General features: G+C 66.6%; 12 protein-coding genes. 8 read left to right on the top strand and 4 right to left on the bottom strand.

The annotated features are described in order from the left end of the window. Positions 1-60 precede the first annotated feature (60 nt). The 4 genes from LV28_RS28335 (at position 61) to LV28_RS28320 (ending at position 6512) form a co-directional block, all read left to right on the top strand. Complete coding sequence (locus tag LV28_RS28335) at positions 61-885, top strand: GntR family transcriptional regulator (protein ID WP_024788638.1); 825 nt, start codon at positions 61-63, stop codon at positions 883-885. Positions 886-1180: 295 nt separating this feature from the next. Then, positions 1181-2482, top strand: coding sequence for a UDP-N-acetylglucosamine 1-carboxyvinyltransferase (locus LV28_RS28330; RefSeq protein WP_023594365.1), 1302 nt, complete (start codon positions 1181-1183; stop codon positions 2480-2482). A gap of 410 nt (positions 2483-2892) precedes the next feature. Next, the gene (locus LV28_RS28325) at positions 2893-3681 is read left to right on the top strand and encodes a response regulator transcription factor (protein WP_231107102.1); all 789 of its coding nucleotides are present in this window, start codon (positions 2893-2895) and stop codon (positions 3679-3681) included. 116 nt (positions 3682-3797) lie between these two features. After that, on the top strand, positions 3798-6512 hold the full coding sequence (locus LV28_RS28320) for a hybrid sensor histidine kinase/response regulator (RefSeq protein WP_160117959.1): 2715 nt from the start codon (positions 3798-3800) through the stop codon (positions 6510-6512). Between the two features lie 112 nt (positions 6513-6624). On the opposite strand, the gene LV28_RS28315 is transcribed toward LV28_RS28320, so the two are convergent. The 3 genes from LV28_RS28315 to LV28_RS28305 all read right to left on the bottom strand — a co-directional run bounded on the left by LV28_RS28315 (position 6625) and on the right by LV28_RS28305 (position 9821). Next, complete coding sequence (locus tag LV28_RS28315) at positions 6625-7965, bottom strand: MFS transporter (RefSeq protein ID WP_255315182.1); 1341 nt, start codon at positions 7963-7965, stop codon at positions 6625-6627. Positions 7966-8015: 50 nt separating this feature from the next. Then, complete coding sequence (locus tag LV28_RS28310; RefSeq protein WP_023594361.1) at positions 8016-8669, bottom strand: DUF4286 family protein; 654 nt, start codon at positions 8667-8669, stop codon at positions 8016-8018. Between the two features lie 198 nt (positions 8670-8867). Continuing rightward, on the bottom strand, positions 8868-9821 hold the full coding sequence (locus LV28_RS28305; protein ID WP_023594360.1) for a LysR family transcriptional regulator: 954 nt from the start codon (positions 9819-9821) through the stop codon (positions 8868-8870). A 284-nt stretch (positions 9822-10105) separates the two neighbouring features. On the opposite strand from LV28_RS28305, the gene LV28_RS28300 reads away from it, so the two are divergent. The 4 genes from LV28_RS28300 (at position 10106) to LV28_RS28285 (ending at position 13056) form a co-directional block, all read left to right on the top strand. Then, positions 10106-10318 carry a hypothetical protein gene (locus LV28_RS28300; RefSeq protein WP_023594359.1) on the top strand — a complete coding sequence of 71 codons (213 nt, stop codon included), beginning with the start codon at positions 10106-10108 and terminating at the stop codon, positions 10316-10318. Between the two features lie 58 nt (positions 10319-10376). Further along, on the top strand, positions 10377-10724 hold the full coding sequence (locus LV28_RS28295) for a hypothetical protein (protein ID WP_058371626.1): 348 nt from the start codon (positions 10377-10379) through the stop codon (positions 10722-10724). A gap of 119 nt (positions 10725-10843) precedes the next feature. Then, positions 10844-12145, top strand: coding sequence for an O-antigen ligase family protein (locus LV28_RS28290; protein WP_025250308.1), 1302 nt, complete (start codon positions 10844-10846; stop codon positions 12143-12145). A 17-nt stretch (positions 12146-12162) separates the two neighbouring features. Continuing rightward, positions 12163-13056 (top strand): glycosyltransferase family 2 protein, encoded by an 894-nt coding sequence (locus LV28_RS28285; RefSeq protein ID WP_023594356.1) that lies wholly within the window; start codon positions 12163-12165, stop codon positions 13054-13056. Between the two features lie 89 nt (positions 13057-13145). On the opposite strand, the gene LV28_RS48640 is transcribed toward LV28_RS28285, so the two are convergent. Then, positions 13146-13316, bottom strand: a complete 171-nt coding sequence (locus LV28_RS48640; RefSeq protein WP_023594355.1) for a hypothetical protein — start codon at positions 13314-13316, stop codon at positions 13146-13148. Between the last annotated feature and the right edge of the window lie 18 nt (positions 13317-13334).

The following is a 13334-nucleotide window of genomic DNA, read 5'->3' as shown; positions in this document are numbered from 1 at the left end:
TCGCCGACACCGACGCGAAGCGCGTCGTCCCCATGCCCTCGCGGATGAAGGAGAAGAGGCTTGAGCCGCAATGCAGCACCGGCGTCGCCACGCGACGCGTCCCCTGGTGAGTCCCGAGGTGCATCGCACGTCGATGCGCCGCCCGCTGCTGCCGACGATCCCGCATCGAAGCTCGAAGGCGCGTCGGCGGGTACGGGGCAGCCCATCGAGGCGCGCGTCTATCAGGCCATCTCGCAAGCCTTGCTCTCCGGCAAGCTGCGGCCCGGCATGCCGCTGCGCGAGCGCAACCTGGCGCAGGCTTTCGACTGCACGCGCGGTGCGGTGCGCAAGGTGCTCGCGCGGCTCGGCTTCGAGGGCAAGCTGGTGCTCGAGCCCAATCGCGGTGCGTTCGTTCCGCAGCCGTCGCTCGACGACATCCGCCAGACCTATCGCGCCCGCCGCGTGCTCGAAACCGGCGTGATCGCGAGTATCTGCACGCGACTGAGCGCCGGCCAGCTGGCCGAACTCGACGCGCATGTGGCCACCGAGGCCCGCTCGCATGCCGACGGCACGCACGAGCGCTCGATACGCCTTGCGGGCGAGTTTCATCTGAAGTTGATCGGTATGGCCGACAGCGCCGAACTCGATGTCTTCGCGCGCCAGCTCGTGGCGAAAACGGAGCTTTACAAGGCGCTGTACGACCCGGCGGAGTTCATCCACTGCGCGCCCACGGAGCACGCACAACTGGTGGACCAGTTGCGCAATGGCGAGACCGAGGCCGCGATCGCCCTCGCGACCGCTCACCTCGACGAGCTCGAGGCCCGCGTGCTCACGCGCGCGGCAGCGGCGGAGACGCCCGACTTCCGCGCGATTTTCGCCGAAGCCTTCGCCGACGCGGCCCGCTGAGGCCGACGGCGGTCCACCGGGACCGGCCAAGCCGGCAGCGTCGGGCCGGATCGCCGGGATCGGCCCAATCGTCCCAATCCGCCCAATCGGGCGAACTGGCCGAACTGGGGGAATCTGGACGAGATGGCATCGTCCGTCGCGCGTCAAGCCGCGCGGCAATCCCACCACGGACGAGGGGGTTCGCGTGGCGCACACCCTTCAATGGGGGTATATTGCGCCTGTTTGCGACAGGCCTCAGGCCCGCCATTTCCTCCCCCCGCACGATGCACGAAGGCAAGAAGCCCGAAGGAAGCCCATGTCCCATCTGGTAGTCCACGGCGGCCAGCCGCTACGCGGCCGCATTACCCCCTCAGCCAACAAGAACGCCGTTCTCCCGGTACTTTGCGCCACCCTGCTCACCGATCAGCCGGTTCGCCTCATCGGCGTGCCGGAGATCACCGACGTGCGCAAGATCCTCGACATCTTTCGTCAGCTGGGCAGCGACGTGAATGTCGATTTCGACGCGGGCACGCTCGACGTCCACCACAAGCACACCCGGTTCGACCCGCGCACCGACCATCTGCCGGAAGAGATGCGCTCGTCGATCATGCTCGTGCCGCCGCTGCTCGCGCGCTTCGGCGTGGCGCGCATCGAGGACAACATCAAGGGCTGCACGCTCGGCGTGCGCGAGATCGATCCGCATATCGAAGTGCTGCGCCACTTCGGCGGCCGCGTGGAGCGCACCGAAGGCTCGCTGCTCATCCATGCGGACGAGGCGCGCCCGGCCATCCATCACTGGCTCGACTATGCGTCGGTGACCACCACCGAGAACTTCGTGCTGTGCGCGGCCACCGCCAACGGCCGCTCGCAGCTGAACAACGCGGCGTCCGAGCCGCACGTACAGGAATTCTGCCGTTTCATGCAGATGCTGGGCGTGCCCATCGAAGGCGTGGGAACGTCCCAACTCGCCATCGAAGGCGTGGAGCGCTTCGGCGGCGGCGAATTCCGTTTCGCCGAGGACTTCCACGAGATCACCACGTTCCTGGCGCTCGGCGCCATCACCGGCGGCGAGATCACGGTCAAGAACACGGCGCCCGAACAGTTTCCGCTCATCGACCGTACGTTTGCGAAGTTCGGCATCAAGGTCGAACATCGCGACGGCTGGTCCACGGCAACCGCCCAGGGCAAGCTGAAGGTACAAACGCCGTTCACGCAGAACATTCTGACAAAGGTCGAAGCCGCGCCCTGGCCGTATTTCCCGGTCGACCTGTTGCCTATCTTCATCGCGCTGGGCGTCAAGGCCGAAGGCAGCGCCATGTTCTGGAACAAGGTGTACGACGGTGCGATGGGCTGGTCGACGGAACTCTCGAAGTTCGGCGCGCACGTGTTCCAGTCGGACCCGCATCGCCTGATCACTTTCGGCGGGGTACCGCTTTCGCCCGCCGTGGTGGAGAGCCCGTACATCATCCGCGTGGCGATTGCGTTGCTGATGGTCGCGGCAAGCATCGACGGGCATTCGACGATCAAGAACGCCGATCCGATCCGCCGTGCGCATCCGCGCTTCGTGGAAAACCTTTGCTCCGTCGGCGCCGACGTCGTGTGGACACCCACGGAATGAGCGCCGGGCCCACCGGCCTCCCCCGCGGGGGGCCGGGCCCGCCGCGTAGGCTTTGCCGCCGGCGGACAACCCCCCGATCGCCCGCACGCCGGTCCTCGCTCCGACGAACCCGACGCCCGACAATACCCGAGCGCTTCCCGCCTGAAATCCCCGTACCTTTGCCCGACGGCACGTGTCGTTTGCGCGACGGAAAAATATTTCTCGCGGGTCGGATTTCGCGCGCAACCGCCGCGGCGCAACGCGGCGAATGTGAAAGAATGGCGACCATCATGAGCGATCGTCCCCAGCCTCCGCAGCCGCCTGTCAGACCCGCCGCACGTCAGGCGGGCGACGCCTGGCCCGCCTCGCCGCACGCCCGTCAGCTCTCGGGCGTGCGGGTGCTCGTCGTCGACGACAATCAGGACGACCGCATGCTCCTCATGGACTTTCTCAGCCAGCAGGGATGCCGCGTCTACATTGCGCAGGATGGCCGCGACGGCTACACGAAGGCACGCACGGTGCAACCCGACCTGATCCTGATGGACATCCGCATGCCCGTCTGCGATGGCTTGGGGGCGTGCCGTCTGCTCAAGGCCGACCCGGGCACGCGTCACATCCCGCTGATCTTCCTGACGGCGGCGGCCCTGCCCGGCGAGCGCGTGGCCGGGCTCTCGGCCGGCGCCGTCGACTATGTGACCAAACCGTACGATTTCGAAGAAGTCCGGCTGCGTCTTTCGATCCATCTGAAGGCGGGTGCACCCGCGCCCTTGCCCGGCTCGACCACAGAGGCGGGCAAGGCGCCGCCGCTGCCCGTGCAGGCGCACACGCTCGACGCCGTGCTCTTTCGCGCCACGCGAGCGCTGCTGCTCGACAGGCTCGAACTCACGCCCGAACTGGCCGGGCTCGCGAGCGCCGTGGGCACGAACACGCGCCGCCTGAACCTGGCGTTTCGCCGGTGTGTCGGCGTGACGGTATTCGACTTTCTGCGAGAGGAACGCATGAAGGAAGCGCGACGCCTGCTCTCCGAGACGTCGCTCGACGTCCAGGACATCGCCGGCGCCGTCGGCTTCGCCAGCGCCGCAAACTTCGCCACGGCGTTTCGCGAACGCTTCGGCATGCCGCCGAGCGGTTTTCGCGAGCTCGGGGCGTCGGGCGCACTTAGGGGCATGCCGCAGAATCCCCCGGTAACGGACGTACCGGGAACGTCCACCACGCCATGACGGCGGCGTCATCGCGCGTACGCGTCGGCGCACGACGACGGAGCGCCGCCTTACCGCTCGTACCGCTCGTACCGCTCGTACGGCTCGTACGGCTCATCCAGCCCGTGATCCACGGCATGGCGAACATCACGGGCTGGATCCTGCTGGTCGTGCTGCTCGCCGGCGCGGGCATCGCCCCCGCGGCGTCCGCTGCATCCGCCGCATCCGCAGCATCCGCGAATGCGGCGACGGCGTCGTTCATCGACATCGACGGCGCGCCGTCGCCGCTCAGGCTCGACACGCGGCTGCGCATTCTCGAGGACACGTCCGCGCGTCTCACGCCGTCGCAAGCGCTCGTCGCCCCCGGATGGCGTGACGTTGCGCCGCGCATGCTCAATCCCGGCTACAGCAGCGCCGCGTTCTGGCTCGCGGGTCACTTCGAGAACCTCGGCAAGGCGCCCGTCACCCGCTGGCTGAGCGTGGGCATCGTGCGCCTCGAAGACGTGCGCTTCTACGCGATGCCGTTCGGCAGCACGCAGCCGACCGTGACGTGGCGTGCCGGTCACACCGTCCCGCTCGACCGGCATCCGGTCACCTCGGAAACCTCGGTTTTCCCGATCACGCTGGCGCCCGGCGAGCGCATGACGTTCCTCGTGCGCGTGCAGTCCCGGTCGTCGGTCAGCATCGTGCCCGAGCTCTGGCGTCCCGACGACTTCCGCCTGGAGGAGTCGCACAACGCGATGGTCGCCATGCTGCTTGCCGGGTCGATGCTCTCGATCGCGTTGTACGCCATGGTGCTCGGCGTGGCGCGTCGCGACACGGTGTTCGTGCTGCTCGCGCTCATCACCGTCACCCAGGTCGCGCAGGACATGGCGTTTCAGGGCTTTCTTTACCGGTACCTGCTCACGCAGGGTGGGGAATTCGTGGTGCGGGCGCCGAGCTTCTTCTCCACGCTCACCGCGGGCTTCTTCAGCGCGATGCTCATGATCTTCGCCGGCCTGCGACGCATCGCGATCTGGCGCTGGACCTACCGCGCGATGATCGCGTGCATGGCCGTCATGGCGCTCTGGGTCGCTTTCGGCGATCACCGCGCGGCTGCACTCACGCACCTGCGTCTGCTCACCGCATTCAATGCCATCTGGGTGGTGTCGCTCATCGACGGCTGGCGGCGCGGCAACGCCAACGCGCGGTTGTCGCTGCTCTCATTCTCGCCGGGATGCGCCGTGCTGTTCTGGCGACTGGCCATCATCTATGGCGTGCTGCCCGAGGATTGGTTGGCCAATACCGCAATGGCCTGGAGCACGAATGTCTCCGTGCTGCTCATGCTCACGATCATCGTGGCCGGCCGCTCGCGCGAGCTCGTGCGCGAGCAGCGTGCCGCGCAGCATGAAGTGCTGCAAACGCGCCGCGAGGAGCAAGTCAGGCTGGCCAACGCCGTCGACATGCGCACGCGCGAATTGCAGGCCGCGCTCATCGCGGCCGATGAAGCGAACAGCGCGAAGAGCGACTTCCTCGCGCGCATCAGCCACGACCTGCGCACACCGCTGACCTCCATCATCGGCTTCGCCGATCTGGTGCAGGCCGGCGGCCGCGAAGACGCCGACCGGGGCCGCATCATCCGACGCAGCGCGCATCACATGCTCGCCATGGTCAACGACCTGATCGAATACGCCGGCGGCGGCGCGGCCGACGCGCTGCACGTCGCCCCCGTCTACACGCATGCCTTCGTCGACGCCATGGCGCACGAAGGCATGAGCCTGGCGCGCAAGCATGACAACACGTTCGTGCTCGACGTGCGCGCACCGCTGCCGCCACTGCTCGAATTCGACGCCAAGCGGGTGCGCCAGGTCCTTGGCAATTTGCTCGACAATGCCGCGAAGTACACGTCGAATGGCACGATCACGCTTTCGCTGCACGCCACCGCGGACGCATCGCGAGCAGACCTCGTGCACGTGCGCTTCGCGGTGGAGGACTCCGGCTGCGGTATTGCGAGCGACGATCTGCCTCGCGTATTCGAGCCATTCGCGCGGCTCGACCGGGCAAGACGCGTGCCGGGCGTGGGTCTCGGCCTGGCCATCGTGCAGCAATGGGTCGAGCGCATGGACGGCACGATCTCCATCGACAGCGCGCCCGACGAGGGCACGCGCGTGGCGTTCACACTGGCGTTGCGCATCGCGCGCGAAACGGATCTCGTGTCGTATTCGTTCCCGGGCATGCCCCATGCGCTGCCCGCGCTGGACGGCAGCGGCTATCGCATCTGGCTCGCGGAGGACTCGCCGGACATCCGGCAGTTCCTGCACGATGAACTGGCGAGCCTGGGCTTCACCGTTCGCACGTTCGGCGACGGCGTCGCGCTCATCGCGGCGCTGGGCGACCCGAAAGCGTCGGCGCCGGATCTCGTGCTTACCGACCACATGATGCCCAACGCCGACGGACTCGCCGTCGCCCGTGCCACCCGGCGTCGCTGGCCCGGCGTGCCGGTACTCGCCGTCTCGGCCTCGCCCCAGGCAGTGGAAGCGAGCGGCTACGACGCGTGCCTGCTCAAGCCCATCGAGCTGGCCGACCTGCGCAATACGCTCGCGCGGCTGCTCGATCTGCAGCGCGACGAATCGCCGAGCGCGTCGAACGCCGACGCCCCGGGCGAGCTGCCGCGCATACTGCCGTCCCGGGAACATCTGACGCAGGCGCGGCAACTGATTGCGATGGGTGCGATCACCGATCTGATGGACTGGGCGCGCGAGCTAAGCGATCAGGCGCCCCAGTTCGACGCCTTCGCCCGGCACGTCCACCAACTCGCGCAACGCGGCGATCTGGCCGGGCTCGCCGCATTGTGCGAAACACCCGCCGGCTAACCCGGCGTCGTCCGACACCATTCGACACTGCCCGGCACCGCTTCGCGCACGGCAAACGACAACGGCACGCCCGTGGGCGTGCCGTCGCGTCATGCCGGGACGTCGGTGTCCGTCAGTCCCTGAGGGGCTTGTGCGCGGTCTCGCGCGCCGCGAACAGCGCCACGGCCGTGACGGCGAGCGCCGCCGTGACATACAACGATACCGAAACCGTGGTGCCGTATTCCTTGTACAGGCTCACGATGATGAGCGGCGCGAACCCGCCGCCCAGAATCCCCGCCAGCGTATAGGCCAGCGAAGCGCCCGCGTAGCGCACGCGGGTCGGAAACTGCTCGGTAACGAACGCTGCCTGAGGACCGTACATGATCGCGTGGATCACCAGGCCGATGACGACCGACAGCACGATGAGCGCCGGATGGGAGGTATCGAGCAATACGAAGAAGCCGTAGGCCCAAATCATCGCGCACAACACGCCGAAGCCGTATACCGGACGGCGGCCGAGCTTGTCCGAGAGCGCACCGAACAGTGGCACCGTGAGCGCGTTGCACGCGGTGCCGACGAGCACGGCCGTGAGCGCGAGCGGGCGCGACAGATGCAGCGTGCCGGTCACGTAAGTGAGCGTGAAGACGACCATCAGCGCGTAAAGCACGTCCGAGCCGATGCGCGAGCCACCGGCCACGAGCAGATTGCGCCAGTGCGAGCGGAAAACGTCGGCGATCGGCATTTCGGCCTTGCGCTCCGAATGCTGGATCTGTTCGAACATCGGCGTTTCTTCCACGCCGCGACGCACCCACAAACCGAACCCCACCAGCACCAGGCTCAGCAGGAACGGCACGCGCCATCCCCACGAGAGGAAGTCGTCGGGCGAAATCGCGAGCGTGATCAGCGCGATGAGGCCCGTCGCAAGCAACGTGCCGAACGACGGTCCGACCTGCGTCCACGAGGCGTTCAATCCCCGCTTGCGCTGATCGCCGTGCTCGACCGAAAGCAGCACCGCCCCCGCCCATTCGCCACCGAGCGCGACCCCTTGCACGAAGCGCAGCGCCACGAGGAGCACCGGGCTCCAGATGCCGATCGAGGCGTACGTGGGCAACAACCCCATGAGCCCCGTGGTCAGGCCCATCACCACAAGCGAGAGCACCAGGACGGCACGGCGGCCGATCTTGTCCCCGAGGTTGCCGAACACGAACCCGCCGAGCGGACGCGAAACATAGCCCACGGCGTACGTCGACAGTGCCAGGATCGTACCGGCGAGCGGATCGACCGACGGGAAGAACAGATGGTTGAACACGAGCGCGGCGAGCGTGTTGTAGACGGTGAAGTCGTACCATTCCAGCGTGGTGCCCACCATGCTGGCCGTCGCCAGGCGCCCCTTGTTGGCGCGGCCGGCGCGCGCGGCGTCGTGTGTCCCGGCCGACGCTTGCGCGGCTTCGCGGGTATTCGAATAAGTCGTCATGGATGTCTCCAGTGGGTCCGCGGGATCGCTCGCGGAAAGGCGGCGGGGCGTCAGTCGTCGTTGGCGCCAAGGCGCCAGAGCATGGCAAACCGGGTCACCTCGCCAGCCGGCACGCCATGGGCGGCGGCCAGCGTCTCGGCGACGGTTCGCACGGTGTCGGGGTCGGTGCCTTCGATCAGCACCACGGCGTCGGCCGGGGGCGGCGGCGCGTCCTTGGCCGTGAGGGAGACGGACAACGCCGGCACGGTGACCTGCAAGGTGGCCCGCACGATGCCGTCGGCTTGCGCCAGTTCGGCGAGCTGGGCATCCAGTCGCGGCCGGGCCTGCGCCACGACGGCCTGGGTCAGGACAAAGGCGGCCAGCATGCCGCCCTGCCCTTCGCCTGCCTCGACATCGAGCGTACCGACACGGCGCTGCGTGCCCTGCATGCGTGCAAAGTTGCGCAGCGACCATTCCGTCTGGTTCTGGAATGCCCGGGCATAGGCCTCGCTGGTGAACACGGAGGCGTCCTGCGTGCAGTAGAGCGCCAGATACGGGCGGGCGGTTTCATGCACGGCCTTGAAGCGACGGGCGAAGCGGAAGCCCGGAATCGCCACGCGCTCCTGCATGTGCTCGCGGTCGTACCAGCGGTTGAAGTCGGCTTCGAAGGCCGGGTCGATATTCGTCCAGATGCAGAGTTGGGCGCGCGGTGCAGTCACAGTCATGAGGCAATCCATCGTTTCGACAATCGGGGGAGATCGACCCCGGCGCGCGCCGCGTGGCAAGCGGCGATGCGCAGGGGCCGACCGTCTTGCCGAGTGTGCAAAACGAGGGAAATGGCGTCCAACAAGAAATCAAATTCGCCGCGACAGCAAATTCTTATGACCCGCGCCCGCCGTCGGCGGCGCGGTGCCTGGCGGAGGTCAGGCCTCGCCCGCGCCCCAGGCAGGCGCCGTCATGGCGGCGGCGGGCGGAATCGCGATGTCCGGCCCCATGTTCAGCGCGAACTCGCTGGCAGTGCGCTGCGCGAGGCGTGCCACGTTCTCCGCGAGCAGCGCCCCGGTACGGAACGAGCCCACGAGCGACAGGCTGGGGAAATTGGCGTTCACGCGCAGCAGGTGCAGGCTGTGTTCGCCCAGCTCGCGCTGAATGATGGCCGGAGGCAGCATCGCCACCCCGAAGCCGTCTGCCACGAGCCGGATGATGGCCGCCACGGAGGTCATGCAGTTCACGCGCACCGGACGTTCGGCAGCCACCGAGAACATGCGCTCGAGCGTCTTGTGCGGGCCGGAATTGCGGGAAAAGCTCACCAGCGGATATGCCGCGAGATCCGACACGTCCAGCGTCTCGCCTTCGAGCCCGAGCTTCGGGCTGGCCACCCAGCGCATCCGGAATTCCGCCAGCGCGAGGTTCTCGATGCCCGTGCCATGCTGGACATCGGTCTGCAGCACGAGATCGAGCGTGCCGGCTTCGAGCTGCTTGCACAGATTGATCGTCGTCTCGCTGGTGACCTCGATCTCGAGTTGCGGATACTCGCGATGGATGCGCGCGGCCAGGTCCGGAAACCAACTGTGCACGATCGATTCGACCACGCCGATCTTGAGCACGCCCGGCGGCATGTCGGGATCGCTCAGCTCGCGCTTCATCTCCTGACCGAGCATGACGATGCGCTCGGCATAGGCCAGTGCCTTCTGCCCGGCGGCGGTGAGCGTGACCTCACGCGCGCTGCGATCGAACAGACGCACACCGAAACTCTGCTCGAGTGACGCGATCCGACTCGACACCCCCGCCTGCGTCGTATGCAGGCGCTCCGCGGTGAGTCGGAAATTGCGCAGCTTGGCGAGCCAGACGAAGGTTTCGAGAAAACGCAGATTCATGCGCCCATTTTAGCGGGAACGCATGCGCGATCCGCGAGAATCGGCCCACGCCCGCCACTCGGCACTCGCGCGCGACTGGCGCGCCACTCCCCCCGGCGTTGTTACGGTCCGGTGTTCCCGCCATGTTTCGGTTTCGTAACGTTTTCCGTCGCCCCGACGCGGACCATGTGCGGCCACCCCTTACAAATCAAGCAGTTAATCGTCGCGAGAGCACTGGCATGGGAATTGCTGCCCCTCTGGCAACGGCCCGTCGAGGCCGGAGGGCCGATTTTCTGGAGACTGTCATGGCAACCGCCCACTTTCGCCGACCGCATCCGACCGTGGAACTCGCGCGCTGCGTATTCCGACAGCACTACATTCGCATCATGCAGGGCGAGCGGCCCGGCAATTTTGCGGTGCTGGTCGACATTTGGCCCATGGATGGTCGGACATTCACGAGCATCGACCAGGCCAAGCAAGCCGCGATGGTGTTTATTCGAAATCTGGAAAACGACTGAGTCCACGTAAGTGATTCCGCGCCAGCCGCCCTGGCGCGGCCAACGAGACGAGACCGACATGAAGCATCTCTCCACACGCCACAGCGCCGCCGAGCGCCACGTTTTCGCGGCCGTCGCACAGCCCGCGGCCCGCCAGCCGGTCGTGCTCGATCCGGCCGGCGACCCCTATGCACGCGTTGCCGTCGAAGCCTATGCCGAAGCCTGCGCGCACGAGCAGCCCTGGCTGGCCGAAGCCTTGCAGCGCCAATATCAGTTGGAGGGCGGCACGCCGTCGAGCGCCGCCGCCTTGTGGCGCGCGTTTCACGAGGCGCAACAACTCGCGCGCGAGGGCGACGCCTACGACGAGGCCGCCTGGACGCATGTGGCCCTGCACCTGTGCGGCGTGCTCGGCGCGATGAACCTGTAAATTCGCCTGTTCGCGGGCGCCTGGCGGGCGGACGTTGCGCACGGAAGACGAAACCGTGGCTGGCAGGGCATTTCTGGCATACTTCGTGCTGAGGAAACCTGAAGTCTGCCAGTCATCCAATGAGCAAGTCCGCTGTGCCGGAAAGCGATACGAGCCGGCCCCTTTTGGCCAAGTTTTTCTGCGCGCTGCTCCTATTGTTTCCAGCAGCCGCACTGGTCGTTCCCCGCGGCGGGAACACGATCATGTTTCTTACGGTCGCGCTGGGCGCCGTGGTGCTGGTCAAGCACCGCCGGTCGGTCATCCCGCGTTCGTCGCCGGACGCGAGCATGCCCACACGCGTGTTCGTCGCCTCGCTTTGTCTTCCATTTTTCGCCTTTCTGACCGTCGAGCTCCTGCACGGCCATGTCGTCGCCAACACGCTCGACTCCCCGCTGCGCTTTCTGCTGGCCGTCGTCGTATTCCTCGGATTACGCATGGTTGTCCGATTCGTGCCGAAATGGGTGGATCTGACGTTCGCTCTCGGCGCGCTCTGCGCGGGGCTCATGGCCCTCTATTCCAAGGCGGACCTCCTCGCCCTCCGGGCGGGGAGTACATTCCTGAATCCGATTCACTTCGGCGACCTCGCCCTGCTGCTGGGCATACTGTCCGTAGTATCGATTCACTGGCTGTCGCATGACGGGCCTTGGGCAATCGCCTTCAAGCTGCTGGGCGGCGTTGCCGGTTGCTATGCGTCATGGGCCAGTCAGTCCCGGGGCGGCTGGATCGCATTGCCATGCCTGCTGCTGGTGTGGGTCTTCTGGCACAAGCATCGCGTGAGCATGGCTCGCCGGGTGACGATCGCGGGTGTCGCCGCGATATTGCTGGCAAGCACGTTTGCCTCGCCTATGGTGCGCAGTCGCTTCGAGGCCATCCACACCGACCTTACCAGCCTGACGGCCGGGCAACCGGACACCTCCACCGGCATCCGCCTGGAACTGTGGAAGGCTGCCGCGAAACTCATCGCCGAGCGTCCTTTGCTCGGGTTGGGCGCGCACGGGTATCGCAACGCGATGCCGGAAATGGCGGCATCGGGTGTGTTGACGCCGATGGCCGCCGATTATGGAAAGGGCGAAGTCCACAACCAGATTCTGGCCTACACGGTCGACTACGGCCTGATCCTCGGGTTGCTTTCGATTTTGGGGGTCTATGCGGGCCCGGCGTTTTTCTATCTGCGCATGTCACGCATTCGCGAGCGCCCTGAAGAACACCGCGCCGCGCTCATGGGGCTGATGACCGCAGTCGCGTTCGCGGTCTTCGGCCTGACCGTCGAGACCTTCAATCTGAAGGTCACGGTCGCCTTCTACGCAACGATGCTGGCGGTGTTTGCGGCCTTCGCATATCCTGACGGCGATTCCGACCATAAGACGCCGGCTGCCCGGTAATCCACGCCGTTCCTTCCATGCTAAGCATCCTGATCCCGACCTGGAACAACCTGCCGTTCCTCAAGCTGTGCATCGATAGCGTGCGCCGACATTCCGGCGAGGCGCACGAGATTCTCGTCCACGTGAACGACGGCAGTGACGGTACGTTGGCATGGGTGCAGGCACAGGGACTGCGATACACCCACAGCAGCGGCAACGTGGGCGTCTGTCTGGCGCTCAACCAGCTCGCGCCGCTGGCCTCGCATGACCAGTTGCTGTTCCTGAACGACGACATGTTCGTCACGCCCGGCTGGGACACGGCGCTCATCGAGGCGGCCCGTACCCTCGACACGCCGGTCTATTACCTGTCATCGGTGATGATCGAACCCAACGCAGGGGTAAGCAAACAGGTGGTATCGAAGGATTTCGGCACGACGCCGGAGACGTTCGACGAGTCGGCACTGCTCGCTTTCGCCGCGTCGCTGGGTCGCGACGACGTCAATGGCGTGCCCACCCAGCCCACTTTGGTGAGCCGTAGTCTGTGGCATCTCGTCGGCGGTTACAGCATCGAGTTCGGGCCCGGTATGAGCAGCGACGACGACTTCCTCATGAAACTGTGGCTCGTCGGCTGTCGTACGTTCCGCATTGTCGGCAAAAGCGTCGTTTATCACTTCGGGTGCCGCTCCACCGGTCGCGTGGTGAAGAATCGGGGCAGCCGCGAATTTCTGATGAAGTGGGGCATGACGCAGGCGGAGTTCAAGCGCGACTATCTCGATCTGGCGGGTACGCCCGCGGGCGCCGCGTTACCGAACGTGCCGCAGCCGAGCGGCAAGAGCCGCATCAAGCGCGCGCTTCACGGCAGCAAGCCGTATCCCCTCGAAGACCTGCAGCGCTGGGACGGCAACGTACCGCGCCACCTCAAGCTCGACTGAGCCGCGCGGCACATACTTCCCTCACGGCTGACGACCGTCAGCCGCACGTCCCCTCCCGATGACGTCGCCGGCGCGCGGAGCGCCCGCGCTCATTGCCGCGGGTGGCGAATCCTCGCCCAGGCGTGCTCGAGCCGCTGCACCGCGCTGTGATTCGGGTGACGCGTCCACCACACCCCCAGCTCCCACACCATCCCGGCCAGCACCGCGATCAACACCAGCGCGCCGATGGTGTACCAGATATCACCGAATGACGTTCCCATGACGCCTCCCGAATTGCC

Source organism: Pandoraea pnomenusa (assembly GCF_000767615.3).
Lineage (GTDB): Bacteria > Pseudomonadota > Gammaproteobacteria > Burkholderiales > Burkholderiaceae > Pandoraea > Pandoraea pnomenusa.
This window is presented reverse-complemented; position numbering and strand designations above follow the sequence as displayed.

Excerpts from the sequence above, each read along its gene's own strand:
- LV28_RS28330 (WP_023594365.1), top strand. The coding sequence starts at position 1,181 with ATGTCCCATCTGGTAGTCCACGGCGGCCAGCCGCTACGCGGCCGCATT.
- LV28_RS28325 (WP_231107102.1), top strand. The coding sequence starts at position 2,893 with ATGCTCCTCATGGACTTTCTCAGCCAGCAGGGATGCCGCGTCTACATT.
- LV28_RS28320 (WP_160117959.1), top strand. The coding sequence starts at position 3,798 with ATGGCGAACATCACGGGCTGGATCCTGCTGGTCGTGCTGCTCGCCGGC.
- LV28_RS28315 (WP_255315182.1), bottom strand. The coding sequence starts at position 7,965 with ATGACGACTTATTCGAATACCCGCGAAGCCGCGCAAGCGTCGGCCGGG.
- LV28_RS28310 (WP_023594361.1), bottom strand. The coding sequence starts at position 8,669 with ATGACTGTGACTGCACCGCGCGCCCAACTCTGCATCTGGACGAATATC.
- LV28_RS28305 (WP_023594360.1), bottom strand. The coding sequence starts at position 9,821 with ATGAATCTGCGTTTTCTCGAAACCTTCGTCTGGCTCGCCAAGCTGCGC.
- LV28_RS28300 (WP_023594359.1), top strand. The coding sequence starts at position 10,106 with ATGGCAACCGCCCACTTTCGCCGACCGCATCCGACCGTGGAACTCGCG.
- LV28_RS28295 (WP_058371626.1), top strand. The coding sequence starts at position 10,377 with ATGAAGCATCTCTCCACACGCCACAGCGCCGCCGAGCGCCACGTTTTC.
- LV28_RS28290 (WP_025250308.1), top strand. The coding sequence starts at position 10,844 with ATGAGCAAGTCCGCTGTGCCGGAAAGCGATACGAGCCGGCCCCTTTTG.
- LV28_RS28285 (WP_023594356.1), top strand. The coding sequence starts at position 12,163 with ATGCTAAGCATCCTGATCCCGACCTGGAACAACCTGCCGTTCCTCAAG.
- LV28_RS48640 (WP_023594355.1), bottom strand. The coding sequence starts at position 13,316 with ATGGGAACGTCATTCGGTGATATCTGGTACACCATCGGCGCGCTGGTG.